Annotated in this window: 20 protein-coding genes; 10 read left to right on the top strand and 10 right to left on the bottom strand. The window is 70.2% G+C overall.

Going from position 1 to position 26,896, the window contains the following annotated elements; translation table 11 throughout:
* Positions 1–45: 45 nt before the first annotated feature.
* Together AC6CH0_RS02035 and AC6CH0_RS02030 are read right to left on the bottom strand one after the other, a co-directional pair.
* A complete protein-coding gene (locus AC6CH0_RS02035) occupies positions 46–657 on the bottom strand; it encodes a GyrI-like domain-containing protein (RefSeq protein WP_498097998.1) in 612 nt (203 codons plus the stop codon).
* On the bottom strand, positions 650–1,606 hold the full coding sequence (locus AC6CH0_RS02030; protein WP_498097997.1) for an arginase family protein: 957 nt from the start codon (positions 1,604–1,606) through the stop codon (positions 650–652). The genes AC6CH0_RS02035 and AC6CH0_RS02030 overlap by 8 nt, the downstream gene beginning before the upstream one ends.
* A gap of 118 nt (positions 1,607–1,724) precedes the next feature.
* On the opposite strand from AC6CH0_RS02030, the gene AC6CH0_RS02025 reads away from it, so the two are divergent.
* The 4 genes from AC6CH0_RS02025 to AC6CH0_RS02010 all read left to right on the top strand — a co-directional run bounded on the left by AC6CH0_RS02025 (position 1,725) and on the right by AC6CH0_RS02010 (position 5,725).
* The gene (locus AC6CH0_RS02025; protein ID WP_498100982.1) at positions 1,725–2,714 is read left to right on the top strand and encodes an aldo/keto reductase; all 990 of its coding nucleotides are present in this window, start codon (positions 1,725–1,727) and stop codon (positions 2,712–2,714) included.
* A gap of 346 nt (positions 2,715–3,060) precedes the next feature.
* Complete coding sequence (locus AC6CH0_RS02020) at positions 3,061–3,864, top strand: hypothetical protein (RefSeq protein ID WP_498097996.1); 804 nt, start codon at positions 3,061–3,063, stop codon at positions 3,862–3,864.
* A 161-nt stretch (positions 3,865–4,025) separates the two neighbouring features.
* Positions 4,026–4,946, top strand: coding sequence for an AEC family transporter (locus AC6CH0_RS02015; RefSeq protein ID WP_498097995.1), 921 nt, complete (start codon positions 4,026–4,028; stop codon positions 4,944–4,946).
* Between the two features lie 53 nt (positions 4,947–4,999).
* The gene (locus AC6CH0_RS02010) at positions 5,000–5,725 is read left to right on the top strand and encodes a DUF1353 domain-containing protein (protein ID WP_498097994.1); all 726 of its coding nucleotides are present in this window, start codon (positions 5,000–5,002) and stop codon (positions 5,723–5,725) included.
* Here the strand turns inward: AC6CH0_RS02010 and AC6CH0_RS02005 are convergent.
* Both AC6CH0_RS02005 and AC6CH0_RS02000 read right to left on the bottom strand, forming a co-directional pair.
* A complete protein-coding gene (locus AC6CH0_RS02005; protein ID WP_498097993.1) occupies positions 5,700–7,889 on the bottom strand; it encodes a hypothetical protein in 2,190 nt (729 codons plus the stop codon). The genes AC6CH0_RS02010 and AC6CH0_RS02005 overlap by 26 nt on opposite strands.
* Before the next feature lie 89 nt (positions 7,890–7,978).
* Positions 7,979–8,272: a hypothetical protein gene (locus tag AC6CH0_RS02000; RefSeq protein WP_498097992.1), complete on the bottom strand. Its 294-nt coding sequence runs from the start codon at positions 8,270–8,272 to the stop codon at positions 7,979–7,981.
* Positions 8,273–8,367: 95 nt separating this feature from the next.
* Between AC6CH0_RS02000 and AC6CH0_RS01995 the strand changes: the two genes are divergently transcribed.
* From AC6CH0_RS01995 to AC6CH0_RS01980, 4 genes are all read left to right on the top strand, one after another.
* Positions 8,368–9,024, top strand: a complete 657-nt coding sequence (locus AC6CH0_RS01995; protein WP_498097991.1) for a TetR/AcrR family transcriptional regulator — start codon at positions 8,368–8,370, stop codon at positions 9,022–9,024.
* A gap of 261 nt (positions 9,025–9,285) precedes the next feature.
* Positions 9,286–10,014 (top strand): LGFP repeat-containing protein, encoded by a 729-nt coding sequence (locus AC6CH0_RS01990; protein ID WP_498097990.1) that lies wholly within the window; start codon positions 9,286–9,288, stop codon positions 10,012–10,014.
* A 55-nt stretch (positions 10,015–10,069) separates the two neighbouring features.
* Positions 10,070–12,607, top strand: a complete 2,538-nt coding sequence (locus AC6CH0_RS01985) for a DEAD/DEAH box helicase (RefSeq protein WP_498097989.1) — start codon at positions 10,070–10,072, stop codon at positions 12,605–12,607.
* A 228-nt stretch (positions 12,608–12,835) separates the two neighbouring features.
* The gene (locus AC6CH0_RS01980; RefSeq protein WP_498097988.1) at positions 12,836–17,386 is read left to right on the top strand and encodes an ExeM/NucH family extracellular endonuclease; all 4,551 of its coding nucleotides are present in this window, start codon (positions 12,836–12,838) and stop codon (positions 17,384–17,386) included.
* 71 nt (positions 17,387–17,457) lie between these two features.
* Here AC6CH0_RS01980 and AC6CH0_RS01975 read toward each other — a convergent pair whose 3' ends face one another.
* Genes AC6CH0_RS01975 through AC6CH0_RS01950 form a run of 6 tightly spaced genes read right to left on the bottom strand, consistent with a single transcriptional unit; the run spans position 17,458 to position 23,737 of the window.
* Positions 17,458–18,315 carry an ABC transporter ATP-binding protein gene (locus AC6CH0_RS01975; RefSeq protein ID WP_498097987.1) on the bottom strand — a complete coding sequence of 286 codons (858 nt, stop codon included), beginning with the start codon at positions 18,313–18,315 and terminating at the stop codon, positions 17,458–17,460.
* The gene (locus AC6CH0_RS01970) at positions 18,312–19,100 is read right to left on the bottom strand and encodes an ABC transporter ATP-binding protein (protein ID WP_498097986.1); all 789 of its coding nucleotides are present in this window, start codon (positions 19,098–19,100) and stop codon (positions 18,312–18,314) included. Before AC6CH0_RS01970 ends, AC6CH0_RS01975 begins: the two co-directional genes overlap by 4 nt.
* Positions 19,097–19,957, bottom strand: coding sequence for an ABC transporter permease (locus tag AC6CH0_RS01965; protein ID WP_498097985.1), 861 nt, complete (start codon positions 19,955–19,957; stop codon positions 19,097–19,099). The genes AC6CH0_RS01970 and AC6CH0_RS01965 overlap by 4 nt, the downstream gene beginning before the upstream one ends.
* Positions 19,954–20,904 (bottom strand): ABC transporter permease, encoded by a 951-nt coding sequence (locus AC6CH0_RS01960; RefSeq protein WP_498097984.1) that lies wholly within the window; start codon positions 20,902–20,904, stop codon positions 19,954–19,956. The genes AC6CH0_RS01965 and AC6CH0_RS01960 overlap by 4 nt, the downstream gene beginning before the upstream one ends.
* Positions 20,905–20,906: 2 nt before the next feature.
* Positions 20,907–22,553, bottom strand: a complete 1,647-nt coding sequence (locus AC6CH0_RS01955; protein ID WP_498097983.1) for an ABC transporter substrate-binding protein — start codon at positions 22,551–22,553, stop codon at positions 20,907–20,909.
* A complete protein-coding gene (locus AC6CH0_RS01950; RefSeq protein WP_498097982.1) occupies positions 22,550–23,737 on the bottom strand; it encodes a C45 family autoproteolytic acyltransferase/hydrolase in 1,188 nt (395 codons plus the stop codon). Before AC6CH0_RS01950 ends, AC6CH0_RS01955 begins: the two co-directional genes overlap by 4 nt.
* Before the next feature lie 88 nt (positions 23,738–23,825).
* On the opposite strand from AC6CH0_RS01950, the gene AC6CH0_RS01945 reads away from it, so the two are divergent.
* Complete coding sequence (locus tag AC6CH0_RS01945; protein ID WP_498097981.1) at positions 23,826–24,728, top strand: MurR/RpiR family transcriptional regulator; 903 nt, start codon at positions 23,826–23,828, stop codon at positions 24,726–24,728.
* A 94-nt stretch (positions 24,729–24,822) separates the two neighbouring features.
* On the top strand, positions 24,823–26,862 hold the full coding sequence (gene recQ, locus AC6CH0_RS01940; RefSeq protein ID WP_498097980.1) for a DNA helicase RecQ: 2,040 nt from the start codon (positions 24,823–24,825) through the stop codon (positions 26,860–26,862).
* Positions 26,863–26,896 lie beyond the last annotated feature (34 nt).

Genomic DNA, 26,896 nt, shown 5'->3' with positions numbered 1-26,896 from the left:
CCGCTCGGTCGACCCGCCGCGATCAGCCCGGCCGACCTCGGGCCTTCACGCCTCGGTGACCGGCTGCCGAAGGATCGTACGCAGCTTCTCAGGAGCGGTGCGCCGCGGGTCGCCGAGGTACACCTCATGGTGACGGCCGTTGAAGCGCAGCCCGTGCTCGGGCATGAACTCGTCGTGCAGTCGGGCGAGCGTGGGGCCCTCATCGTCATAGGAGCCGAGGTGCAGCGTCTGTACCGAACGACCCTCGGCGAGACGCTCGAAGCGCACTCGATCGGCTGCGGGCGCCTTCGCCGTCGCTGCGGACGCGGCCTCGGCGACGAGCTCGGGTGAGAGCCAGTCGGGTTGCCAGATCATCATCGTCCACGACCACGCCGACTTCTCGCGCGTGACGAACGTCGACGGGTCGTCGGCGCTCCAGAGCCCCTCGAGCGGCCCGACGACGTAGTCGCGGTCGAGCTCGCGCTTGCTGCGGAACTTCGCGGTGTACGAGACGGCGTAGAGCGCCTCGACCGCCGCGACGTAGTCGGGCGCGGTGTTGGGATCGCCGCGGCCGTCGATCATGCAATACGCGAGTTCGGGCACGTCGACGAGCTCGAATCGGCCGCGAGGTGCGGAGTAGCACGCGAGTTCACGTTTCACGTCGTACTTGTCAGGCATCATCGCCTCCGGTGGCGTCGCTGGCGGGGATCGTACGGGCGAAGGCGGCGCGGGTGCCGAGCTCGGCGAACCCGGTCTCGAGCATCGTGGTCAGCGCCTCGGCGTACTCGCCGGTCGGATCGAGGTCGGGGTCGAAGATCGCGACGTCGGCACCGATGGCCTCGGGCGCGAGGGCCCGGAGCAGCGCCACCAGCTCGGCCGGTTCGAGACCGCCAGGGTCGACGCTGTCGACAGCCGGCATCCACTCGGGGTCGAGGGCGTCGACGTCGAGGTGGATCCAGTAGCCGTCGACACCGGCGGCGCGGACCACGGCGCGCACTCGCTCGACCGCGTCTTCCACGCCGATGCGCCGGACTTCGCTGGCGGGCAGGGTGGCACCGAGGGTGTCGGCGAGCTCTGCGGCATCGGCTTCGTCGTCGCGTGAGCCGAGCTGCACGGCATCGCCCGCGCGCACCAACGGTCGAAGCCCGTCGAGGTCGCTGAGCGCCGGCGCGTGCAGCCCGACCACCGCGGCCAGGGCTTCGCCACCGAGCGACGCCACGACCTCGCTGTTGCCGGGGTGACGGAAGTCGCCGTGCCCATCGAGATAGACGAGCCCGAATCGGCCGCGGCGGCGCAGGGCGAGGGCGGGGGCGAGCATGATGCTGCAGTCGCCGCCGACGATGAACGGGGTGTTGCCCGCGCCGATGGACGCGCCGACGCGACCGGCGAGACGCCGACTGTGATCGATGATCGCCGCCTCGTTGCGCACGGTGTCGCCGGGCTCGACGTTCGCTCGATAGCGAGCGGCGATCACCGTGCCCGCGTCGCGTGCCTCGAGCCGCCCGAAAGCGGCGAAGAGCCCGGCTTCGCGCAGCGCCTCGGGAGCCTTCGCCGTGCCGGGTACACTGCCCGGTTCGGGCGGCCGCAACCCCAGGTTCGACGGTGCGGCGATGATGTCGATGCCCATGCGCCCATCTTCACGTGAGCCACCGACACCGCTGCGGCTGCCCGCGGATGCGGCATCCGCTCGCCCGTGACACCATCGAACCGTGACCGAAGCCCCCGCACCCGACCACTGGAGCACCATGCAGACTCGCACTCTCGGCCGCACCGGCCGCACCGTCTCCGTCATCGGCCTCGGCACCTGGCAGCTCGGCGCCGACTGGGGCGAGGTGGCCGAGCCCGACGCGCTCGGCGTGCTCGACGCCGCGTACGCTGCCGGCGTCACGTTCTTCGACACGGCCGACGTCTACGGCGACGGACGCAGCGAGTCGCTCATCGGCACCTGGCTGCGCGCCAATCCCGAGTCGGGCGTCACGATCGCCACCAAGATGGGGCGACGGATGCCGCAGGAGCACGCCAACTACTCGCTCGCGAACTTCCGGGCGTGGACCGATCGGTCTCGCGCGAACCTCGGCGTCGACACGCTCGACCTCGTGCAGCTGCACTGCCCGCCCACCTCGGTGTATTCCGACGACCGGGTCTACGACGCACTCGACGCACTCGTCGACGAGGGCGCGATCGCCGCATACGGCGTTAGCGTCGAACGGGTCGAGGAGGCGCTCGCCGCGATCGCACGTCCGCACGTGGCATCCGTGCAGATCATCCTCAACGCGTTCCGGCTGAAGCCGCTCGACGAGGTGCTCCCCGCGGCCGCGGCCGCCGGCGTGGGCATCATCGCCCGGGTGCCCCTCGCGAGCGGGCTGCTCTCGGGGCGGTACACGAGCGAGACGATCTTCGCGGCGAACGACCACCGCAGCTTCAACCGTCACGGCGAGTCCTTCGACGTCGGCGAGACCTTCTCGGGGGTCGACTACGAGACCGGTGTGCGCGCGGCGGCCGAGTTCTCGACGGTGGCCCGCGAGGCGGTGCCGGCCGCGACGACGGCGCAGGTCGCCCTCGCGTGGGTCGCGGCGCAGCCCGGCGTGAGTTCGGTGATCCCCGGGGCGCGCTCACCAGAGCAGGCGCGGTCCAACGCCGCTGCGGGGTCGCTGCAACTGCCGCCGTCGGTCACCGTCGCCGTGCGGGAGATCTACGACCGCGACATCCGCGCCGCGGTGCACGAGCGCTGGTAGTCGCCGGCGCACCCCCCAGTTCAGGACCACTCGTGTCGCGCGGGACGGTGGATATCGAGTGTCCTCCGCGAGACGAATGATCCTGACACGAACGGCGCCGCGAACTCCCCGGCCCCGAACATGTCACAGGGAAAACCGGCGAACGCTCGCCCAAGACCGCCCAACGTCGATACGCTGCACGAGTGTGGTGTTAGCGGGGGGCTGACAGTGACGACATCGGGGCATCGTTGGGGGCGAAGGCCGTCACGATGCTGCTCTGAACACGGGGTCGCCACCGCTCCCTCCTTCGACCCGTCGGCACGACGGGCGCAGATCGCATCATCGGTCGTATGAAGGAAGGAATCGAATGATCACTCGACGAGTCATGGCGTTCGAACACGGCGGGGCAGCGGTGCCCTTGCATCCGAAGTCAGGTCGGAGTCGCATCCAGGTGAATCGGATGCTCGGACTCGCGTTCGCGGGCCTGATCGTGGTCACGCTCGGCGTGGCCAGCCAGGCGCAGAGCGCGCAGGCGTCAGCCGACCTCACCCGGGCCCAGGAGCTCGCGGTGGCCCAGGTCGGCGACCGCGTCGGCATCGGTGCGGCGGGCGTCGACGTCACCGGCATCCGGGATGCCGCGGCGGCGAGCTTCGCCACCGCAGCGCTGCAGGGTGCGCAGGGCCTGATCGCCGAAGCAGGTGCCGAACTCGGCGCCGACGGCGTCGCGACCCTCGTGTCGCTTCGCAACGGCGTGATCGCCGAGGTGGCATCGGGTGGCTCGGCTGCCGCCGTCACCGCGGCCGTCGCCTCGCTGCGCGCCGAGCAGGGCGCGCTGGCCTCTGCGCTCGCCGCGCATCGCGAAGCCGTCGCAGCGCAGATCGCTGCTGAGGCCGCTGCCGCCGCCGAGGCCGCCCGCGTGGCCGCCGAGCAGTCCGACGACACCGGGTCGTGGTCGGAAGGCTCGGATGTCGCAACGGGATCCGAGGCCGGCGCACCCGCCGGCGGAGGCGGCGAGGCTCCTGCTGCCGCCGCTGCCGAGAACCCCTACACCGCCGAGTACTACCCCGGCCTGCCGGCGGCACCGCGGGATGAGGACTGCGGGCCGTGCACCGGAAAAGAGATGCACCCCGTGTACTACAACGGCAGGTACGTCTGGGGCTGCAACGCCTGAGCACCGCCGGTCGAGTAGCGACGAAGGAGCGTATCGAGACCCGGTGACGGGTCTCGATACGCTCGCTTTCGCTCACTGCTCGACCAACGGCCCCGCGCGGCGCCGGTAGTGTCGGAGGCGATGAGCGCCGTGCAGCACCCCGATGAACCGGAGCGCAGCGCGTGATCCAGATCTTCACGGGGTTCGCCGTCATCGCCCTCGCCGTGTTCGTCGGCTGGGTCGCCGGACGAACCGGCGTGCTCGGCCCGGAGGCGAAGCCGATGCTCGCCCGGCTGAACTTCAACGTGCTCGCGCCGTTCCTGCTCTTCTCGGTGCTCGCGACGGCCGACGTCGGCGCGCTCTTCTCCGCGCTGCTCCCGGTTTCCGCGGTTGCGGCCGTCGCGATGATGCTCCTCTTCGCACTCGTCGCGATGCCCTTCTGGCGGCGCAGTCTCGAGCGCACGGTCATCGGTTCGCTCGCATCGGGCTACGTGAACGGCAACAACTTCGGCATCCCGATCGCCGTCTACATGCTGGGCGACGCCGCATACTCGGCACCCGTCGTGCTGCTGCAGCTGCTGCTCTTCGCTCCGGTGGCGCTCGCGGTGCTCGGCGCTCGCGTGCACGGTCACACCTCGGCATGGGCGATCGTGCGCACGACCCTCACGAATCCGATCATCGTGGGATCGCTCGCGGGCGTGCTCGTGTCGGTCTCGGGCATCGAACTTCCGGCGATCGTGCTCGAGCCGATCGAGCTCATCGGTCACGCCGCGGTGCCGCTGATGCTCATCACGTACGGGCTCTCGCTGCACGGCCAGCGCCTCTTCGAGCCGGGGAGCGGACGCCGCGAGGTGCTGCTCGCGACCGCGCTGAAGCTCCTCGTGATGCCGGTCACCGCTTGGGCCGTCGGCCGGTTCGTCTTCGGCCTCGACGGCATCGAGCTCTACGCCGTGACCGTGCTGGCCGCACTCCCCACCGCGCAGAACGTCTTCAACTACGCGCAGCGATACGAGACCGCCGAGGTCGTGGCCCGCGACACCGTGTTCCTCACGACGATCGGCTCCGTTCCGGTGCTCTTCGCCGTGGCGCTGCTGCTCGGCTGAGCGCCGCGGGCGGTGGGTCGGGGCATCATGGGGCATGAGCGAAGGAGACCGCGATGCCATTCCTCACCGCTGACGGGCAGCCTCTCGACGAGCTGTTGCTCGCCCAGCGCCCGGCCGACGGGCACCGCTTCGAGGTGCGGCAGCCGTTCCGCTACCTCGACCCGGTCGGCGGCATCACGTATGAGGTACCGCCTCACGTCTCGGAGACCCCGGGCGGGTCGGACCTCGCCTCGGTGCCGTCGTGGCTGTGGGGCCTCATCGCGAGCTACGGCCGACAATCGGCGCCCGCCCTGCTGCACGACTCGCGCTCCGCGATCGCAGCCGGGCTCGGCGACCGACGTGCAGCCCTGACGCAGCGCCGCGTCGACGATCGGGTGTTCCGCACCGCCCTCCGCGAGCAGGGCGTGCCGATGCTGCGGGCGTGGATCATGTGGGCGTGGGTCTCGGCCGACCGCGAGCGCGAGTTCGGCGGCGCCGCCGGGCTCGCGTTCGTCGGGCAGGCGGTGCTCGGCGGCATCGTCGTGCTCGGGGCATCCGTCGCCGCGTTCTGGGCGCCACCGTGGCTCCTGCTGATCGCCCTGGTCGCGCTCGCCGCGCTGGTGTGGGGTCGGCTCGGCGCCGCGATGCTCGTGCTGAGCTTCTCGCTCGGCTGGCTCGGGCCGGTCGCGGTCGTGCAGCTCGTCGCGATCGTGCCGTTCCGGCTGCTCGAGGCGTTGGTCGAACTCATGACGGGCGGCGACCCCGCCGGGGTGCTCAGGCCGACGGTTCGCTCCCGCTGACCGGCGGACGCCAGTCATGGAACCACCGCGCCCAGACGCGCGCGCGCCAGCCCTGCGGGCGGAGCAGACGGCGTCGGGCCGCGAGGTCGCGCGTGAACTCCTCGGTGCGCACCGCGTCGCGGAGCTTCATCGGCCGGGATGCCGCGGCGATCGTCCGGCCGCCTGCCGCGTCGTCATCGGTGCGCGCCTCGACGATCACCGGAACGGGGGAGTAGAGCGGTTCGACGAACACGAACACCGCCACGATCGCGAGGATCACGGCGTCGACGATCAGCCACTCGAGCGGCGGCGCCGCCCACGCGCGGATCGCGAACCACACGCAGAGGAAGGCGCCGGCGACGTAGAACGCGCGGGGGATCGAACTCAGCACGAGCCAGTGCCTCGGCTCGACCGGACACCGATCCCATTCACGTGAGCGACGGCTGACCCGCGAGAGCAGCTGGTTCAGCCAGACGAGCACCGCGAGGGTGAGCGCCGAGGCGAGGAACCAGCTCCACGGGCCGAACGACGCCGGGTCGGTGACGATCGACGCCGAGGCGATCGCGGCCGGCACCGCCTCAGCGGCATCCTGCCCGCCGGGGAACACGCCGATGACGAAGCCGATCGCGCCGGCGACCCAACTCGCGACGGTCGCGACGAGCGCCGGCACACCCGGCAGCCCGGGCAGGATCGCCGCGATCGTCACCGCGGCCAGCATGTTGATGCCGAGCGATTTCTTGTCGATCACCGAGAGCCGGTTCTCGACGTAGGCCACCGAGGCCGGCGCCGGCGGGAACCCGGGGCCGAGCAGGTGCCGCGCGGTCGGCTCGACCACCTGGATCGTGTTCTCGAAGTACACCGAGTGGTCGAGGAAGGGCTGGCTCGTGTTGTGCACGGCGTGCTCCTCGGGCCCCCTCACGCTCGCCCGGCCGGGGAAGTACGCGTTGCGCCAGCGCTCTCGCCGGCCCGGCGCGGTGTCGGCGATCGGGCCGGCCGAGAACGGGTCCCAGATCGCCCAGTGGTTCGCCCACGCGACCTGGCGGTCGGCATCGACGCCGGAGTTGCGCTCGATCCACTTCGCGACGGGCGCGTATTCGTCTGGGCGACCGAGCCACTTCTCGCGACCGAGCAGCACGACCGCGGCGCCCACCGTCGTGAGCCTGCTGACGTTGTAGTCTTGCGGCCGCAGTTCCTCGAACAGCGTGAAGGTCGCCACGGCGGCGCCCTGCGAATGTGCGAAGAGGTGCACGTCGCCGTCGCCGACGAGCTCTTTGGCACGGGCGAGGGTATTGCGCACCACGAGTCGCATCGCCGATGCGCGCAATGGCCGTTCCTTCCAGGCCGCGACGTCGCCGATGGACTCGATGATGCCGTCGATGGCGCCCTGCGCGAGGTCCTTGAACCACGGAATGAGCAGGAGCGGGCTGATGAGCGGCAGCACGGGCGTGAGCACCGTTGCGAGCAGCACGAGGAAGAGCCAGGTGACGGCGAAGGCGACGCTGCAGACGACGAGCCTGACGAGATCGATGACGAGGTCGACGAGCCTCGGCAGTTCGCGGGGCGCGGCTGCCGGGGCGGTCAGGTGCCGCACGAGGGTGTACCACGGCACGAGCACCATGGTGCCGAGGAAGAGGTCGAGCACGCGCCAGATCATGCGCCACATGAAGACGACGGCCCATTGGAAGACCTGGCCGCGGCTCATCGGCACGAACGATTCCGACCATCGGGCTTCGAGGATCGCGATCTTGAGCAGCACGTCGTCGGCGGGGTCCGAGGTCGCTCCCGCCTGCGTACCCGGTCCGGGGGAGCGCACGGTCGCGGTGACCATCGGCACCTCACCCGACAGGTCGGAGGAGTGGATCTGCACGCCGTGTCGCTCTTCACCGCCGATGACCTTGTCGCGGGCGAGCCAGTCCATGCGGCCGAGCAGCGGCTCGGCCCATTCGAGCAGGATCTGGCTTCGGTACGCGTTGCCCATGCCGTGCACGACGACGAGCGCGCGATCGAAGGTGCCGGCATCGGATGCCGCGGCGCTCGTGTCATCGACGCCGGTGCGGTGGGTGCGATCCGTGGTGCCGGTCTCGGTGTCGATGTCCGCTTCTGCGGCGTCGACCTCATCGACCCGGTCGACCCGGTCGTCGGGCGCCGGCGGGGTGTCGGGCGTCGGGGTGGGCGCGATGCGCATGGCTTCTCCTCGGACGAGTGCGTCTCAGCGAACGCTAGCGGCTGGTGCCGCCCGTGTCGCCTGTGTCGCCGAGGAGATGCGCGTCAGGGTCACCCCTGACGAACCGCCCGGCGTCGGCGAAGGGCGGCGTAGGCACCCATCAGTCGTGGCACCACGAGGTACACGGCGACGGGCACGACCACGAGCGTGAGCACGAAGGCGCGGAGCACCGGGTGCCACGACTCCGAGAACGGGCCGATCAGCATCATGCCAATGGCCACGAGCGGGAAGATCGCGAGCCAGGTGATCACGGCGCGGGCGTGCACCGAGGGCGGTGCCGCCTGCGCCGTCGGCGAGGCCGGTGCCGTCGCCGTTGCGGCGGGGGTGGGGGCGGTGGTGCTCATGTGACTCCTCGTAATGTCCAACTGATTGGTTGTAATTGAACCATGGTTCCGACACTTTCGCAACTATCCAGTTGGAGATTTGCTAGACTGGCAACATGGCCTGGGACACCGAGCGCACGAAACGCCTCCTGCTCGAGGCTGCGACTGCCGAGTTCAGCGAGCACGGACTTGCCGGTGCCCGCATGGATCGCATCGCTGCGAACGCCGGGGTCAACAAGGAGCGCATCTACCAGTACTTCGGCAAGAAAGACGAGCTCTTCGCGACCGTGCTCGCCACCGAGCTGCGGGCGACGATGGACGCCGTGCCCGTGACGGGCACCGGGCCTGCCGCCGCCGGCGACTACGCCGGCCGCCTCTTCGACCACCACGTCGCCGAAGCGACGATTCCGCGCCTCCTCTTCTGGGAGGGGCTCGAGCGGGGAGCGAGCGCCGCAGCCGACGCCGCCCGCATCGAGTACCACCGGGTGAAGGCCGAGCGGTTCCAAGACGTGCTGCCGGGCATCGACCTGCAGCAGGCGGCGGAACTCCTGCTCACGATCGTGACCCTCGTGAACGGATGGCCCGTGCTCGGGCACCTCGACACCCTGCTCGTCGTCGGCGCCACGGGCGAGGCCGGCGATGGCAGCCCGAAAGCCGCTGCCACTGCCGCTGCCGACGCTGCGCGCCGCGCCGCCGTTCGACGCGAGGTCATCGTGCAGTCGGTCGAGTCGCTCGCCCGATCCGCGCAGGCCGCAGCCGCCGAGCGCAGCTGACGGTCTCCGACCGGGCTCGACCGTCCCCTGCGGGAGGGTGCCTGCCATCGCCACGGTTCCGTGAAGTTCAGGGATATCCCTGATCCGCGACATCCGCGGCGCTTCGTATCGTGGACAGCGATCACCGCTCCGTGGACCGCAGGGGGAACTGTCACCGCGCAGTGGTGATCTGGCAGCCGGCCGGCACCGCGTCCCGAACACGAGGTGCAGGCCGGCTTCCCCCGTTTGCGCCGGGTGGCGCCCGGTAGAAAGGCCCGAGCCATGACCGAGCGGATGACGCGACCCCAGCGAACCGGCCAGGCCGCCGTGGCGCGTGGCGAAGTGCGCTCGACGCCCCTCGACCGGGCCCTCGGCTGGAGCGAGTTCCGCACCGCCGTGCGATACGACCCGGCGAACCAGTTGCTGCTCGCCGTTCCGGCGATCAGCGCCAAGCGGGCCGAGCATTCGTGGCTCGGCGACGCGACCGCGCCGCACACGCGAATCGGCTCGGGCGAGCTGTATCGCCGCGAGTACGAGCGCGGCGCCGTGTACTGGTCCGAGCGCACCGGCGCCCACGAGGTGCACGGGCTGATCGCCGAGCACTGGCACGGCGTCGGCGCCGAGACCTCCTTCCTCGGCTTCCCGACGACTGACGAGCAACCGCTCGCCGAGTCGGAGCACGGCGGCCGGCTCGCCGGCGGCTTCGCGCACTTCGAGGGCGGCTCGATCTACTGGACCCCGGCGCACGGACCCGCGATCGTGTACGGCATGGTGCGCGACATCTGGGCCCTGCTCGGCTGGGAACGATCGCCGCTCGGCCTGCCGGTGTGCGACGTCGAGACCTCTCCCGAATCAGGGGTGCTGCGCGGCGTCTTCGAGCACGGCAGCGTGGAGTGGTCGTCGTCGACCGGTCCGATCGTGCTCATCGAGCCGAGGTCGACGGTCGAACCGCCCGACGCGCCGGGCGGCAGCGCGGACCGGCTGCAATCCGACTTCGCCCCCGACGTGTGACCCACAGGCGGGTGCTGCGCGCTGCGCGCTCCCGCACGCGTGACAGACTCGACGGATGACCCCGACCCTGCCCGAGTTGGCCCCGAGCCCGTACGACGCCGATGCGATGTACGACGCGTTCGTCGGGTGGGCCGAAGGTCGCGGGCTGCCGCTCTACCCCGCGCAAGACGAAGCCGTCATCGAGATCGTCTCCGGCGCGAACGTGGTGCTCTCCACGCCGACGGGCACCGGCAAGTCGCTCGTCGCGGTGGCCGCCCACGCGGCATCCCTCGCTCGAGGCGGTCGCAGCTACTACACCGCGCCCATCAAGGCGCTCGTCTCCGAGAAGTTCTTCCAGCTCGCCGAGATCTTCGGGGCCGCGAATGTCGGCATGGTCACCGGCGACAGCTCGGTGAACCCGGATGCCCCGATCATCTGCTGCACCGCCGAGATCCTCGCGAACCTCGCGCTGCGTCACGGGCCCGATGCCGACGTCGACCAGGTCGTGATGGACGAGTTCCACTACTACGGCGACCCCGACCGCGGCTGGGCGTGGCAGGTGCCGCTGCTCACGCTGCACCGCGCACAGTTCATCCTCATGTCGGCGACGCTCGGCGACGTCACCGGCATCGCCGCCGACCTGAAGCGCCGCACAGGCCGTGAGACGGCGCTCGTGACCGGCGTCGACCGGCCGGTGCCGCTGCACTTCTCGTACGCGAAGACACCCGTGCAGGAGACCGTCGAAGAGCTCATCGAGACCCGGCAGGCGCCGGTCTACATCGTGCACTTCTCGCAGGCCGCCGCGATGGAGCGCGCGCAGGCGCTCTCGTCGATCCGCGTCATCACCCGCGAGCAGCGTGACGAGATCGCCGAGGCGCTCGGCGGGTTCCGCTTCAACACGGCGTTCGGCAAGACGCTCTCCCGGCTCGTGCGATCGGGCATCGGCGTGCACCACGCGGGCATGCTGCCTCGTTACCGCCGGCTCGTCGAGACGCTCGCGCAGCGCGGGCTGCTGCGTGTCATCTGCGGCACCGACACCCTCGGCGTCGGCATCAACGTGCCCATTCGCACGGTGCTGATCACGGCGCTCGTCAAATTCGACGGGCAGCGGATGCGGCAGCTGAGCGCCCGCGAGTTCCACCAGGTCGCGGGGCGCGCCGGGCGGGCCGGCTACGACACCGCGGGCACCGTCGTCGTGCTCGCACCCGAGCACGAGATCGAGAACGACGCCGCCGTCCGCAAGGCGGGTGATGATCCGAAGAAGATCAAGAAGATCGTGCGCAAGAAGGCGCCGGCCGGCCAGATCACCTGGGGCGAGGCCTCGTTCGACCGGCTCGTCGCCGCCGAGCCCGAGCCGCTCGTGCCGCAGCTGAAGCTCACCGCGGCGATGCTCATCAACGTGATCGGTCGCGGGGGCGACGTGATCGGCGACATCCGCTCGCTCGTCTTCGACAACCACGAGCCGCGCCCGCGGCAGTTCGAGCTCGCCCGGCGTGCGCTCGAGATCTTCCGAACGCTCCGCGACGCCGGCGTCGTCGAGCTGGTGCCCGCCCCCGACGGCGCGGGAATGCCGGGTGTGCGCCTCACCGTCGACCTGCAGCCGAACTTCGCCCTCAATCAGCCGCTGTCACCGTTCGCGCTCGCCGCGATCGAACTGCTCGACCCCGAGGCGACCGCCGAGAACGGCGCCGGTACCGGCCACTACGCCCTCGATGTGCTGAGCGTCATCGAGTCCACGCTCGACGACCCGCGCCCGATCCTCTCGCAGCAGCAGTTCAAGGCGCGCGGCGAGGCCATCGGCCGTATGAAGCAGGAGGGGATCGAGTACGACGAGCGCATGGAGCTCGTCGAGCAGGTCACCTGGCCGAAGCCGCTCGACGAGCTGCTCGCCCAATCGTTCGAGGTCTTCGCCTCGAGTCAGCCGTGGGTGCGCGACTTCGAGCTGTCGCCGAAATCGGTCGTCCGCGACATGTTCGAGCGCAGTATGTCGTTCGGGGAATACGTCGGCTTCTACCAGCTCGCCCGCAGCGAGGGACTCGTGCTCCGCTACCTCTCCGACGCCTTCAGGGCCGTCCGCCAGACCGTGCCGACCGAGGCGAAGAACGAAGAGCTGCTCGACATCATCGAGTGGCTCGGCGAGCTCGTGCGCCAGGTCGACTCGAGCCTCGTCGACGAGTGGAACGAGCTCATCGATCCGTCGTCGCACCTCCCCGAAGACGAACAGGCGGTGGTGCCGCCGGCGCCGCCGTCGGTGCTCACCAACCGGCGCGCCTTCACGGTGCTCGTGCGCAACGAGCTGTTCCGGCGGGTGCAGCTCGCCGCGCTCGAACGCGACGACGAGCTCGCCGAACTCGACCCCGACGTCGGCTGGCCCGACGCGCTCGATCGGTACTACGACGAGCACGATGCGATCGGCACGGGCCCCGCGGCGCGGTCGCCGAAGCTCGTCGCGATCGATGAGACGGATGCCGCGGAGGGCGTCTGGCGCGTCGAGCAGACGCTCGACGACCCCGCCGGCGACCACGACTGGCGCATCCGTGCAGAGGTCGATCTCGACGCCTCGGTCGAGGAGGGCATCGCCGTCGTGCGGGTCGTCGAGCTCGTGCGCCTCTGACCGCTCCGGGCGCTGCGATTCGCGAGACCGCTCATTCGAGCGGCACCGATCTCTGCGTTTGCTCATCTGAGCGACACTCTGTGAACACCGCGTGAAATCAGGGGAGTCGCCACCTGAATACCCCTTGGCAGGGTCACAGGCCGCACATAGGCTACGGGGCAGTGTCCCCCAAGCACGGCACGTGCAAGCGCGCCCCTGCTGGGAATTCCAATCGCTCAGGGGAGAGTCATGCATCGTCGCCGCACCATCCAACGTCTCGCGGCCGTGGCGGCCGCGTCCGCCGGGGCACTCGTCGCCGGCCTGCTCGCAGCCCCGCCGGCGCTCGCCGCGGTCGACGGCTCGAGCGTCGTCATCAACGAGGTGTACACGCGGGGCGGCAGCGCCAACCAGCCGTACATCAACAAGTTCGTCGAGCTCTACAACCCGACCGACACCGCGGTGCCGGTCGACGGCTGGTCGCTGCAGTACCGCACCGCGACGAGCACCGCGGCGGCAAACAGCGTGGGCGCACTCAGCGGCGAGATCGCGCCGAACAGCTACTACCTGATCGGACTCAACAGCAACGGTGCGAACGGCGCGGCCCTGCCCGCCACCGACGCCGCCTTCACCTGGGCGCCGAGCGGCACCACCGGATCGCTCTTCCTCGCGAACGTCCCCGGCGCGATCAACCCCGGCACCGGCTCCATCGTGAACCACGCACAAGTGGTCGACTACGTCGGCTACGGCACCTCGGTGAACTTCGAGGGCGCAGTGGCCGCGTACCCCGGATCGAACTCGACGCCCGGCAGCATCGTGCGCACCGACTTCGCCGACACCGACGTCAACTCGGCCGACTTCACGTTCTCCGAGACCGTCACCCCGCAGGGCTCCGACGGCGACACCGAACCGCCCGCCCCGACCGAGGCGACGATCGCCGAGGTGCAGGGCACCGGCGACGCGAGCCCGCTCGTCGGCACCGCGGTCACCGTCGAAGGCGTGATCACCGGCGACTACCGCTCGGGCGGCTACGGCGGCGTGACCATCCAGACCGCAGGCGCCGACACCACGCCCGGCGCATCCGACGGTCTGTTCGTCTTCCAGATGCCCGCCACCGGCGCGGTCGGCGACCTCGTGCGCGTCACCGGCACGGTGAGCGAGTACTTCGGCCTCACCCAGATCACGACGAGCGCCGACGGTGCAGAGGTCGTGACGCCCGGAGCGGGCGTGCCCGCTGCGAGCGAGCTGCCCGCGAGCCTCGTCGGCTCCGCCCGCGAGCCCCTCGAGAGCATGCTCGTCGCCCCGAGCGGGTCGTACCTCGTCTCGAGCACCCACGAGTCCTCGAGCTTCGGCTCGCTCTGGCTCGCCGCCGGTGAGACGCTGCCGGTCAAGAGCACCGAGCAGGTCGACGCCGGGCCCGCAGCGACCGAGATCGCCGCCGAGAACCGTGCCCGTCTGCTCGTGCTCGACGACGGCTGGAACACCCGGGTCGACAACGCCGCGCACCCGAACGAGCAGCCGTACCTCACCGAAGCGACGGTCGTGCGCAACGGTGACCGCATCGTGTTCCCGTCGACGCCGTACGTGCTGAGCTACGGCTTCAACGCCTGGCGCCTGCAGCCGGCGACCCCGATCGACAACGCGACCGCCGAGCCGAAGCCGACGTTCGAGACGCAGAACACGCGTCCGAGCGGTGTGCCCGCGGTCGGCGGCGACGTGCAGATCGGCGTCTTCAACGTGCTCAACTACTTCACCACGCTGACCAGCCAGAACCCCGATGCCCGTGGCGCCGACACCGCCGAGGAGTTCGCGCTGCAGGAGGAGAAGATCGTCGAGGCGATCACGGCGCTCGATGCCGAGATCGTCGCCCTGCAGGAGATCGAGAACTCGCTGAAGGTCGACGGCACCGCCGACGAGGCGATCGGCGCGCTCGTGGCCGCACTCAACGAGGCCGAGGGCTCCGAGGTCTGGAGCTTCGTTCCCACCCCGGCGGCGCTCACCGCGGCGACGACCGACTTCATCCAGAACGCGATCATCTACCGCTCCGACGCGGTCTCGCCCAACGGAGAAGCGCTCACGATCACCGATGAGGCCGTCTGGGGCAACGCGCGCGAGCCGATCGGCCAGAGCTTCGAGCTCGCCAACGGCACCGATCTCGCCGTGATCGCCAACCACTTCAAGTCCAAGGGCGGTTCGGGCACCGAGCCCGCCGACGGCCAGGGGCACTTCAACGCCGACCGGGTCGCGCAGGCGACCTCGCTGCTGACGCTCGCCGCGCAGCTCGAGGAATCGGCCGACGAGGTCTTCCTCCTCGGCGACTTCAACGCCTACGCGCAGGAGGACCCGATCCAGGTGCTGACCGGGGCCGGGTACACCGACCTGCTCCCGACGCTCGCGCCGGGGGAGTACACCTACACCTTCGACGGTGAGCTCGGCTCGCTCGACCACGCGCTGGCGAACGCCGAAGGAGCCGAGGCGGTCACCGGCATCGGTCGCTGGGCGATCAACTCGCCCGAGTGGAGCGCTCGTGAGTACGGCCGCGAAGCAGCCGACGACGGTTCGGTCTTCCGATCGAGCGACCACGACCCGACCCTCATCGGCATCGACCTCGCCGAACTCGAGAACGTCGTCGACATCTCCGTCGTGACGATCAACGACTTCCACGGTCGCATCGAGAAGTCCGCCCCGTCGGCGGGCATCGCCGAGCTCGCCGGAGCGGTCGAGCAGATCCGCGCCGAGAACCCGAACACGGTGTTCGCGGCCGCGGGCGACCTGATCGGCGCTTCGACCTTCACCTCGTTCATCCAGAACGACAACCCGACGATCGACGCACTGAACGCCGCCGGGCTCGACGTGAGCGCAGCCGGCAACCACGAGTTCGATCAGGGCTGGGCCGACCTTCGCGACCGCGTGCAAGACCGGGCCGACTGGGAGTACATCAGCGCCAACGTGTTCTTGAAGGGCACCGATGACACCGCGCTCGCACCGACCTTCACGCAGACCTTCGAGGGCGTGACCGTCGGGTTCATCGGCGCGGTGACCGAAGACCTCGACTCGCTCGTCAGCCCGGCGGGCATCGCCGAGCTCGAGGTGCGCAGCGTCGTCGACTCCGTGAACGCGTCGGCTGCCGACCTGAAAGACGGCGACCCCGCCAACGGAGAGGCCGATGTGCTCATCCTCCTCGTGCACGAGGGTGCCGCCTCGACCAAGGTCGAAGCGCTCACCGATGGTTCGCCGTTCGCCCAGATCGTCGCGGGCGTCGACGACTCGGTCTCGGCGATCGTCTCCGCGCACACGCACCTGCCGTACAACCACACGGTCGACGGCCGACCGGTCGTCTCGGCCGGACAGTACGGCGAGCAGTTCGGGCTCATGCAGCTGCAGGTCGACCCGATCTCGAAGGAGCTCCTCTCGATCACGAACGAGCTGAAGCCCCTCATGACCCGCGCGACCCCGACGTCGCCGTGGGTGTCGGTCTACCAGCCGGTTCCCGAGGTGGCGGCGATCGTCGCGGATGCCACCGCCAAGGCCGACGTGCTGGGCAAGCAGAAGGTCGGCGACATCACCGGCGACCTGAACCGCGCACAGCAGCCCGGCGTCGACGCGAACGGCAACCCCGTGCTCGTCGAGAACCGCGGCGGTGAGTCCACGATCGGCAACTTCCTCGCCGACGTGCACCTGTGGGCGGCGAACGTCGACGGTCACGCCGACATCGCGTTCATGAACCCGGGCGGCATCCGCACCGACCTCAAGTACGCGTCCGGCGGCGTCGACGACCCCGACGGAAACGTGACCTACCGCGAGGCCGCGACCGTGCAGCCGTTCGCCAACACGCTCGTGACGCTCGACCTCACCGGCGCCCAGATCAAGCAGGTGTTCGAGGAGCAGTGGCAGACGAGCGTCACCCGTCCGCTGCTGAAGCTCGGCGTCAACAAGGGCGTCGAGGTCGTCTACGACCCGACGGCGCCGGCCGGCTCGCACGTCACGTCGATCACGCTGAACGGCACGCCGATCGACCCGGCGGCGACGTACCGAGTGGTCGCCAACTCGTTCCTCGCGGGTGGCGGTGACAGCTTCACGACTTTCGCCGCGGGCACCAACCGCTCCGACACGGGCAAGGTCGACCTCGCGTCGACGGTCGAGTGGTTCGCCGCGAACGGCACGGCGACCCCCGACCTCGCGCAGCGGTCGGTGGGCGTCACGATCTCGGCTCCGGCGAACGGCACCGAATACGTGGCCGGCGAGTCGGTGCAGCTCGAGCTGAGCTCGCTCGACTTCAGCACGACCGAGGTCGCGGCGGGCGAGGTCACCGTGTCGATCGGCGATTCGGTGCTCGGCACGGCGCCGGTCGACCGCACCCTGCTCGAGAAGTTCGACGAGATCGGTCGCGCCAGCCTCTCGATCACCGTGCCCGAGGGCTTCGAGGGTCCGCAGCAGCTCGTGATCTCGGTCGCGTCGACGGGAACGAGCGTCGAGGTGCCGATCACGATCGAGGCGCCGGTCGACGAGGTCGACACCACGACCGTCGGCGTGCCGAACAAGCTGTTCGCCAAGGCCGGCGCGAAGCTCAAGTACCAGGGCATCGTGATCTCGCACGACGGCTCGAGGCCGGTGGGAACGGTGACGATCACCGACGGCACGACGGTGCTCGCGACCGTCGAGCTCGAGGCCGCTGACAAGGGCAAGTTCAAGGTGGACCTGCCCCCGCTCAGCCGCGGCGTGCACCTGTTGCGTTCGAGCTTCGACGGAGCGGCACCCTATGCCGACTCCAGCTCATTCGCGGTGCCGATCCTGGTCTGGTAGCACCACACGACGCCCAACGGGGTGACGGTCGATCCGACCGTCACCCCGTTCGGCGTTCCGCCTGCTCGACGTCAGCGCATCGGCACGTGCAGCCCTCGCTCGAACGCGGCACGTCGCTCGATGACCTCGTGCGGATCCCAACCGGGGCCGGCCACCGACGAGACGAGGAGTCGCGTGTAGGCATGTTGCGGAGATCGGAGCACCTCGCGCGTCACACCGTGCTCGACCACCCGGCCGTGGAACAACACGAGCGTGCGATCGGCCACCTCGTCGACGACCGCGAGATCGTGACTGACGAAGAGCAGTGCGATGCCGGAGTCGCGGCGGATCTCCCCGAGCAGCTCGAGGATCTGCGCCTGCACCGAGACGTCGAGGGCCGACACCGCCTCGTCGAGCACGAGCACCGATGGTGACACTGCGATGGCCCTCGCGATCGCAACCCGCTGTCGCTGCCCACCGCTCAACTGGTGCGGCTTCAGCGACCCGTGGGTCGAGGCCAGTCTCACCCGGTCGAGCGACTCCGCGACGCGCGCCCTCACGTCCGTGCGCGCCGCCAGTCCGTGGAGCCGCATGGCGTGCACGAGCGTCTGCTCGACGGTGAGACGACGATCGAGCGACCCGTACGGGTCCTGGAAGACCATCTGCACCTGACGTGCGCGCTCCAGCCGGGATCGCCGCCCGCGGCCGTGAACGAGCCGGTCCCGGCCGTCGACCGTGAGGCTCCCGGCATCCGCTCGCTCGAGGCCGGCGAGGATGCGAGCGATGGTCGACTTGCCGGAGCCCGATTCTCCGACGAGACCGAGCGATTCGCCGGCCGAGATGGCGAACGAGACGTCGTCGACCGCGACCACCGGGTCGGCGGCGCGTGCCGGCTGGAACGTTCGACGCAGCGCTTCGGCGACGACGAGTGGCGTGGTGACGGCGTTCATGCGTGGTGCCCCCTGATCGTCGGCACGGCGTCGAGCAACGATCGCGTGTACGTCTCGTTCGCTCCCGCGAACAGGTCGGCGCCCTGCAGCTCCTCGACGATCTCGCCGCGGAGCATCACGTACACCCGATCGCAGTACGCCGCCGCGAGGTGCAGGTCGTGGGTGATGAAGAGCATGCCGAGCCCGCGCTCGCGCTGCAGGTCGCGGAGGATCGCGAGCACCTCGGCCTGCGTCGTGACGTCGAGAGCGCTCGTCGCCTCGTCGGCGAGCAGCAGCTTCGGCGTCGTGCTGAGCGCGGCCGCGATCACGACCCGCTGCAGCATGCCGCCCGACAGCTCGTGCGGGTACTGGCGGAACCGAAGCTCGGGTCGGGAGATGCCCACAGCCTCGAGCAGCTCGAGTCCGCGGCGCTTCGCTTCGGCCCGGCCGACGCCGTGCACGAGCACGAGGCGCTCCGTGAGCGAGTCGCCGATGCGCCGCACCGGGTTCAGCGCGCCGCGCGGGTCCTGCTGGATCAGGGCGACCTCGGTCGAGCGGATGTCGCGGAGTTCGCGCGCATCCGCACCGAGCACGTCGCGCCCTCCGACCCGCACGCTGCCGCCGAGCTGCGCGGTCGATGGCAGCAGGCGGAGCGCCGCGCGAACCGTGCTCGACTTGCCGGATCCCGACTCGCCGACCAGCCCCACGGTTTCCCCGGCGTGCACGCGCAGGCTGACCTGATCGAGGATCCGGATGTCTCCGTAGCGGAGCGAGAGATCGACGATGTCGAGCAGCACCGCGGTCATCCGCGGGCCCCCATCCGCTCCGACAGGCGAACTCCGACGATGTTCACCGCGACGACCACTGCCGAGATCGCGAGTCCGGGCACGAGCGTGGGTCCGAAATGGCCGAGCACGATGCCGTCCTGTCCTTCCTGCACCATGAGGCCCCATTCCGAGCTCGGCGGTTGCGCGCCGAAGCCGAGGTAGCTGAGGGTCGCGAGGCCCATGAGGCCTTCGCCGAACAGCACGACGAGGTAGCCGAGCAGCGCGGGCGTCATGTTCGGCACGACGTATCGCGCAGCGATCGCCCCGCCGCCCACGCCCTGTACGCGATACGCGTCGACGTAGGGCCGGGCGAGCTCCGAGAGGGCGATGCTCCTCGTGAACTTCGCGATCACCGGGGCGTAGGCCAGAGCGAGAGCGACGACCGCCGTGGCGGGCCCCTCGCCGAACACGGCGATGACGAGCACCACGAAGAGCAGGCCCGGAAAGGCGAACATGACGTCGGTGATGCGTGCGAGCAGCACGTCGATCCAGCCGCCGTTCCACGCGGCGACGATGCCGATCGCGACGCCGAGCACCGTGGCGCCGACGAGCAGCAGGAACGGGCCGATCAGGCTCTCCCGTGTGCCGAGCAACAGGCGCGAGAGCAGGTCGCGGCCGAGCTGGTCGGTGCCGAGCGGGTGCGCGAGGCTCGGTGACGCCCAGATGGCCGTGAAGTCGATGGCCTCGGGGTCGTAGGGAGCGATGAGCGGGGCGAACGCGGCCACGAGCACCACGAGGGCGAGGAACCCGGTCGAGATCCAGAAGAGCGGGTCGTGTCGTCGTCGGCCGAGCCCGGTGCGGGTCAGCAGGGCGTCTGCCGTGGTGGTGGTGGTCATGAGGTCTTCACCCGGCTTCCGATCCGCGGGTCGAGCAGTGGCAGGAGGAGGTCGACGAGTGTCGTCACGACCATGTAGGCGACGACCATGTAGAGCAGCACCGCCTGCACGATCGGGAAGTCGTGCGTATTGATCGCATCGACGAGCAGCGAGCCGATGCCGCTGATGCCGAAGACGCTCTCGACGACGACGGTGCCAGCGAGCATGCTCGCGATGACGAGTGCGATCATCGTGATGATCGGCCCCCACGCGTTTCGCAGCACGTGTCGCAGCACGACGAGTCGCTCGGCGAGGCCCGTGCTCCGCGCCGCTTCCACGTGTTCGGAGTCGAACTGCTCGACCATCGTCTGCCGGGTCACTCGGCTGACGATCGCGAGCGCCCCGACCGACAGGGCGATCGCGGGCAGCGTGAGGTGGTGCAGCCGATCGGCGAAGCCTTCACCGGCCCCCGTCACCGGGAACCAGCCGAGCTGCACCGAGAAGAACGAGACGAGCACGATGCCGACCACGAACGAGGGTACGGATGCCGCGAGCGTCGTCGCCCCGACGACCGCCGAGTCGGCGACCCGACCCCGTCGCACCGCCGCCCACACGCCGAGGCCGACACCGGCGACGGTGAACAGCACGGCCGCGTAGGCGACGAGCGACAGGGTGGCGGGGAGCCGACTCGACATGATCGCCGCGACGGGCTGGTGGTACTGGAACGAGGTGCCGAGGTCACCCGTGACGGCGCCGCTCAGCCAGAGCCAGTACTGCACGAACAGCGGCTCGTCGAGGTGGTACTCGGCCCGCACGGCGGCGATGCGCTCGGGCGTGAGGTTCTCCGGGTTGCCGATGAGGAAGGTCACCGGGTCGCCGGGCGCCGCGTACATGGCCGCGAAGATGATGAACGATGCCACCACCAACGTCACGGCCATGCCCGCGAGCCGCCTGAGCGCCGTCGTCATGCTCAGCCCTGCGAGGAGCCGAGGTCGGCGGCCCAGGGGTAGTAGAGGTACGCGGCTGATGACGGCAGACCGGTGAGCGTCGACGAGTATGCGACCGTCGACGGGCTCTGCGTGACGGGCAGCCACGGCGTCGCCTCGACCCAGCGGCGCTGCAGCTCGATCGCGAGCTCGGCGCGCTCCGTGTCATCCGTCGCCGCGAAGGCCTGGGTGACGAGCTCGTCGTACTCGGGGTCGTCGAAGCCGACGAAGTTGACCGAGGCGGTGGATGCGCCGTTCTTGTAGAAGCCGACGGGGTCGTTCTTCGAGATGTAGTACTCGTCGGAGAAGAGGTCGGCCTGGCCGCGGACGTCGGCGTCCGAGTAGAAGTCGCCGTACTGGGCGGACGGGATCGTGGCGATCTCCGCCTCGAGGCCGATGCTCTTGGCAGCCGCGACGAGCGCGTTGGAGACGACGTTGCGCACGGAGCCGCCGTCGCTCGCGATCACGATGGGATCGGTCGGCGCCCCGGCCTCGGCCACGAGTCGCTTCGCTTCGTCGAGGTCGGTCGCGCTCGGGCTCGCCGGTGCACCCTCGAGCTCCTCGTAGGCGGCCTCGAAGGCGCCACGCTCGTAGCCCCACGCACCCGAGCCGATCGGCGTCTTCGAGGGCTCCGCAAGGTCGCCGAACGCCGCCTTCGCAATGCCGGCACGGTCGAGTGCCAGCGACAGTGCCTGGCGGATGCGCTCGTCGGCGAGCGCGCCGCGCTCGGTCGCGAGCAGCACCCAGGCGTTCGTCGACGGACCCTGTGCGAGTGAGACGGCGTCGACCGACTGCAGGGGGATCGCCGAGGCGGGCGAGTCGAGGTAGGAGCCGTCCGCCTCGCCGGCGGTCAGCGCGTTGACCACGGCCGACTGGTCGGCCCACCGGAACACGACCTCGGAGGCGAGCACCTCGCGCGAGGCATCCCAGTAGTCCTCGGTCTTCTCGATCGTGAGGCTCGTGCCGGGCTTCCACTCGCCGAGCGTGTACGGCCCCGAGCATGCGTCGGGCGTTCCCGGGGCGCCGAAGTCCTCACCCTGCGCCTCGACGACGCGCGGGTTCAGCACCATGCCGCCGTTGCCCGCCATCGCCTGGATGAAGATGGCGTCGCGCTGCGCGAGCGTGACCGTGATCTCGTTGGCGCCGGTCTTCTCCATCGCGGTGACGTTCGCGTACTCGTCGGATTCGTCGGCGCCCTCTGCGGCGTGGCGCTGCATGCTCCAGAGCACGTCGTCGGCGGTGACCGGACTGCCGTCGTGGAAGGTCGCATCGGTGCGGATCGTGAACACGACGTGCGTGTCGTCGACCCACTCGGCGCTCTCGGCGAGGTGGGGCACCGTGGTCAGGTCGGGCTGCACGGCCATCAGCCGCTCGCAGACGTTCGCGAAGACGGTGTTCTCAGCGGCGCCGCTGTCGATGTCGAAGTCGAAGGTCGCCGGCTCGGCCGGGAGCATCCAGGTGACGGAGTCGACGGGGCCGGATGCCGCGGGCGTCGTGGCTCCGAACGGGATGTCGGCGACCGGGGCGGCCGATGGGCCGGAGCCGTCGGCGGTGCATCCGGTGAGTGCGATGGCCGCGCCCGCGGCGATCGCGAGCCAGGCGGCTCGTCGGGGTCGGTGGCTGGTGTTCATCGGTGTGCCTCCATTGGCAGGGTGGGGGTGGTGAAGCGCGAGCCCGGTCCGTCGAAGGCGTTCCAGGGCAGGATCTCATATGGGTGGTCGCACGGCGTTCCGTTCGTGACGAAGTAGTCGCCGGTCGTGAGGTCGACGCAACTGGAGAGGAGCGTCGACCATTGCCGCACCGCCGGACGTCGTTCGTCGGGGTGGGTGCAGACGGATTCGGGGTAGCCGAGGTGATCGCTCATCGCGGTGCGGATGCCGGCGAGGGTCTCGTCGCGGCCGTTCGCGTGACGCACCCGCTCGAGGCCGGATTGCGCCTGCGGCACGCGGAAGAGCGAGTCGGCCGAGACCGGCCGGTAGTGGCCCGCGAGCTGCGGGGGCACAGACGCTTGGTAGTGGTTGCCGTGCACGAGCAGGCCGTCGTCGGGGTAGACCCAGTCGATGCCGGTCGGCGTGATCTCGAGGTCGATCGAGAAGCCGGAGCGGTCGGTGAGCAGGGCGTTGCTCGAGATGTGGGCGTTCGTGCGCACGAGGGTGTTGATCGCGTCGGGCAGTTCGCTCTGGTTCAGCGTCATGCGCCGAATGAAGGTCTGGGGGAGCCCGACCGAGGCGTCGAAGCGACCGCCGAGCCCGTTGGCGTTCAGCGCGAGGCCCGCGGAGTTCACACCGTGCCGGCCGATCTGGCCCGCTTCGAGTTGCATGATGAGCGTTGGCAGTGGGTCTTGCACGACCCGCACGATGACGACGGTGTGCTGCGTGCCGGCGCGCCAGTCCCAGTTCTGGCCGGCGTAGCTGTGACCGTCGCCGGCTGCCGCGCCGGTGATGGAGAAGCTCGTGCAGCCGTCACTCGAGTCGCGCTCCTCCTCGGGGTCGATCGGCCGGGTGCGGGTGGAGCCCTGGTCGTAGATGATCTCGCCGCGCAGGTTCAAGGCCATCAGGTCGAGCAGGTCGCGCCCGCTGCCGGCGGCGACGCCTTCGAGCTCTCGCACGACGTCGGGAGCCGCGTCGCGACAGGAGGGCAGCCAGTTCGCGGCCTGATCTCGAACGGCCGACCAGGTGAGGCCGGCCTGCTGACCGAACGCCGCCTCGTAGTACTCGACGGCCGACGAGATGAGATCGGCGGCGGCCTCGCCGTACTGCGCGCCCCGTTCGAATGGGGCGCCGCTGATCTCGATCGTGCGGATGGTGGTGCTCATGTCCGGCGGCGTTCTCTCTGCGCCGGTTAGCATGTGGATCACCGGCGTCTTCGTTGGAATGATCGTTACGAGATAGGATGCTCGTGGAATGAATGATACACACGACCTGCAATCTGTAACAACCGATACGCGCAATCCCGGCGTGATCGAACTGCGAAGTCGCGTGCGTGGCGCCTGGGAGAAGATGTCCAAGGCGGAGCAGGCCGTTGGCGGCCTGCTCGCCGGCAGCCCGGCCGAACGCCTGCTCTTCGCGACGGCGGCCGAGCTCGGGGCCGAGACGGGCACGAGCAACGCCACGGTCATCCGAACGCTGCAGAAGCTGGAGTACGCGGGCCTCGCGGACCTGAAACGCCAGGTCGCCGCGCCCTTCACTGAGGCGGTCTCGCCTGAGGAGCGTGTCCGGCAACGGCTCGACCACGCGGGCGAGGACACCGGCCGCATCGCCGCGAGTGTCTGGGACGAGGCGCGCGATCAGGTCGAACTCGCCCGGCGGGCGCTTTCGGTCGACGACGTCACCGCGGCCGCCTCGCTCATCGCCCGCGCGGGCCAGGTCTACGCCTACGGTGTCGGCGCCTCGGCCGTCGCCGCCACCCACCTCTGCCTGCGACTCGGGCGCGCCGGCCGATCGGCCAGGCACCTCGACGCCGACGGGTTCCGGCTGGCCGATGCACTGCTGCCGCTCCGGAGCGGCGATGTCGTGGTGCTCTTCGCACCCGGGCGCGTGAATTCCGAACTCGAGGCGATCGTCGGGCGTGCGCGTGAAGTCGGCGCGCACACCGTGCTCGTCACCGACGAACTGCGTGAGCGACTCGCGCCGCGGGTCGCCGTCACGCTCACCGCGCCGCACACGCCCACCGGGCTGACTGCCGAGGTGCTGACCTCGATCCTCGTCGCCGACGTGCTGGCGCAGTCGGTCTCGGCGCTCGCGCCGGACCTCGCGGTCGAGACCTCGCACGCCCTCACCGTGCTCCGCGCGCGGTTGGGGTACTGAGCCGCTCGCCCTCCACAGGGCCGTCGTCTCGCAGTGCGCATCGGAAGCACGCCGATCGCGCCGTGAGGTCGGGAGCGCTCGTTACACTCGACGGATGAGCTGGAACGCGGAACCCGATTGGGCCGATGAGGTCCCGTGGGATCCCGACGAACAGGCGCCCCCGCCCGACGACGAATGGGCGCCGCCCGCAGACCCGGCGTTGTCCGTGCCCGCCGGCGGGGGCGGTCGTCAGCCTGCGTTCGCGGCTGTGAATGCGGCCGGTGCAACGGGCATCGGTTCGGCCACCGGTGCGGCTCGAGCCGCGGCTCCGGCACGATTCGGCTCCGCGGTCGAGGCGCTGCACACCGTCTTCGGCTACGACAGTTTTCGCGGCGAGCAGGCCGAGATCATCGCTCAGCTCGCGGCCGGGGGCGACGCCGTGGTGCTCATGCCGACCGGCCGCGGCAAGAGCCTCTGCTACCAGATTCCCTCGCTCCTCCGCGAGGGCACCGGCATCGTCGTCTCCCCGCTCATCGCCCTCATGCACGATCAGGTCGACGCCCTCGTGCGCAACGGCGTCCGCGCCGCCTACCTGAACTCGAGCCAGCAGTCGCACGAGCGTGCAGAGGTCGAGCGCGCCTACCTCGCCGGCGAACTCGACCTGCTCTACGTCGCACCCGAGCGACTCGGCAGCGAAGCGACCAAGCGGTTCCTCGCCCAGGGCACCGTCGCCCTCTTCGCAATCGACGAGGCGCACTGCGTCGCCCAATGGGGCCACGACTTCCGCCCCGACTACCTCGCGCTCTCCGAGCTCGCCGAGCGCTGGCCCGACGTGCCCCGCATCGCCCTCACCGCCACGGCGACCGAGGCCACGCACCGCGAGATCACCGAACGCCTGAGCCTCGTGGGGGCGAAGCACTTCGTCTCGAGCTTCGACCGGCCCAACATCCAGTACCGCATCGACTCGAAGCTCGAGGTGCGCAAGCAACTGCTCGAGTTCATCCGCACCGAAGGCCGGGATGCCGCGGGCAACCCCGTCGCCGGCATCGTCTACGCCCTGTCGCGAGCGAGCACCGAGAAGATCGCGGGGTACCTCGCCGAGCACGGCGTCAACGCGCTGCCCTACCACGCGGGCCTCGACGCGGGCCTTCGCCGCCGCACGCAGGAGCGGTTCCTGCGCGAAGACGGGGTCGTCGTCGTGGCGACGATCGCCTTCGGCATGGGCATCGACAAGCCCGACGTGCGCTTCGTCGCGCACGTCGACCTGCCGAAGTCGGTCGAGGGCTACTACCAGGAGACGGGCCGAGCGGGCCGCGACGGCGCGCCTGCCACGGCGTGGCTCGCGTACGGCCTGCAAGACGTCGTGCAGCAGCGCCGCATGATCGACGAGAGTCCGGGTGACCTCGCGCATCGGCGCCGGCTGTCGCAGCACCTCGAGGCGATGCTCGCCCTCTGCGAGACCGTGCAGTGCCGCCGCCAGAACCTGCTCGGCTACTTCGGTCAGCCGAGCGAGCCGTGCGGCAACTGCGACACCTGCCTCGAGCCGCCCGCCTCGTGGGACGGCACGGTGCCGGCCCAGAAGCTGATGTCGACGATCGTGCGGCTGCAGCGCGAACGACGGCAGAAGTTCGGCGCCGGCCACCTCATCGACATCCTCCGCGGTAAAGAGACGCCGCGCGTGCGCCAGTACGGCCACGATGCGCTCGCCACGTGGAGCATCGGCCAAGATCTCAGCGATCAGCAGTGGCGCGGCGTCGTGCGCCAACTGCTCGCCCAGGGCCTGCTCGCGACTCACGGCGAGTACGGCACGCTCACCGTGACGGAGGCGTCGGCCGAGGTGCTGTCGGGCACTCGGGCCGTGATGCTTCGCACCGAGCCAGAGCGAGCGACGCGCTCGCGTGGCCCGAGGGCGGCGACGGCCGCCGCCGACCTCGAGCCGGCGCAGGCCGAGTTGTTCGAGCAACTGCGCTCATGGCGCGCCGGTGAGGCGAAAGAGCAAGGTGTCCCCGCGTACATCGTGTTCGGCGACGCCACGCTGCGCGCCGTCGCGGTCGCCCGCCCGACGAGCCTCGATGAACTCGATGGCATCACGGGCATCGGCGCCAAGAAGCGCGAGGCCTACGGGCAGGCGCTCCTCTCCGTCGTCGGCGCCTGATCGCTTCGACTCGTCGAGCACTGACACGGCGCCT

The sequence above is a fragment of the Agromyces sp. GQ35 genome (genome assembly GCF_059758475.1).
The sequence above is the reverse complement of the archived record's forward strand: the minus strand, read 5'-3'. Positions and strand labels throughout refer to the sequence as shown.

Excerpts from the sequence above, each read along its gene's own strand:
- recQ (WP_498097980.1), top strand. The coding sequence starts at position 24,823 with ATGAGCTGGAACGCGGAACCCGATTGGGCCGATGAGGTCCCGTGGGAT.
- AC6CH0_RS02005 (WP_498097993.1), bottom strand. The coding sequence starts at position 7,889 with ATGCGCATCGCGCCCACCCCGACGCCCGACACCCCGCCGGCGCCCGAC.
- AC6CH0_RS02010 (WP_498097994.1), top strand. The coding sequence starts at position 5,000 with ATGCCATTCCTCACCGCTGACGGGCAGCCTCTCGACGAGCTGTTGCTC.
- AC6CH0_RS01960 (WP_498097984.1), bottom strand. The coding sequence starts at position 20,904 with ATGACGACGGCGCTCAGGCGGCTCGCGGGCATGGCCGTGACGTTGGTG.
- AC6CH0_RS02000 (WP_498097992.1), bottom strand. The coding sequence starts at position 8,272 with ATGAGCACCACCGCCCCCACCCCCGCCGCAACGGCGACGGCACCGGCC.
- AC6CH0_RS01985 (WP_498097989.1), top strand. The coding sequence starts at position 10,070 with ATGACCCCGACCCTGCCCGAGTTGGCCCCGAGCCCGTACGACGCCGAT.
- AC6CH0_RS01970 (WP_498097986.1), bottom strand. The coding sequence starts at position 19,100 with ATGACCGCGGTGCTGCTCGACATCGTCGATCTCTCGCTCCGCTACGGA.
- AC6CH0_RS02035 (WP_498097998.1), bottom strand. The coding sequence starts at position 657 with ATGCCTGACAAGTACGACGTGAAACGTGAACTCGCGTGCTACTCCGCA.
- AC6CH0_RS01965 (WP_498097985.1), bottom strand. The coding sequence starts at position 19,957 with ATGACCACCACCACCACGGCAGACGCCCTGCTGACCCGCACCGGGCTC.
- AC6CH0_RS02020 (WP_498097996.1), top strand. The coding sequence starts at position 3,061 with ATGATCACTCGACGAGTCATGGCGTTCGAACACGGCGGGGCAGCGGTG.
- AC6CH0_RS01975 (WP_498097987.1), bottom strand. The coding sequence starts at position 18,315 with ATGAACGCCGTCACCACGCCACTCGTCGTCGCCGAAGCGCTGCGTCGA.
- AC6CH0_RS01990 (WP_498097990.1), top strand. The coding sequence starts at position 9,286 with ATGACCGAGCGGATGACGCGACCCCAGCGAACCGGCCAGGCCGCCGTG.
- AC6CH0_RS01945 (WP_498097981.1), top strand. The coding sequence starts at position 23,826 with ATGAATGATACACACGACCTGCAATCTGTAACAACCGATACGCGCAAT.
- AC6CH0_RS01995 (WP_498097991.1), top strand. The coding sequence starts at position 8,368 with ATGGCCTGGGACACCGAGCGCACGAAACGCCTCCTGCTCGAGGCTGCG.
- AC6CH0_RS02025 (WP_498100982.1), top strand. The coding sequence starts at position 1,725 with ATGCAGACTCGCACTCTCGGCCGCACCGGCCGCACCGTCTCCGTCATC.
- AC6CH0_RS01980 (WP_498097988.1), top strand. The coding sequence starts at position 12,836 with ATGCATCGTCGCCGCACCATCCAACGTCTCGCGGCCGTGGCGGCCGCG.
- AC6CH0_RS01955 (WP_498097983.1), bottom strand. The coding sequence starts at position 22,553 with ATGAACACCAGCCACCGACCCCGACGAGCCGCCTGGCTCGCGATCGCC.
- AC6CH0_RS02030 (WP_498097997.1), bottom strand. The coding sequence starts at position 1,606 with ATGGGCATCGACATCATCGCCGCACCGTCGAACCTGGGGTTGCGGCCG.
- AC6CH0_RS01950 (WP_498097982.1), bottom strand. The coding sequence starts at position 23,737 with ATGAGCACCACCATCCGCACGATCGAGATCAGCGGCGCCCCATTCGAA.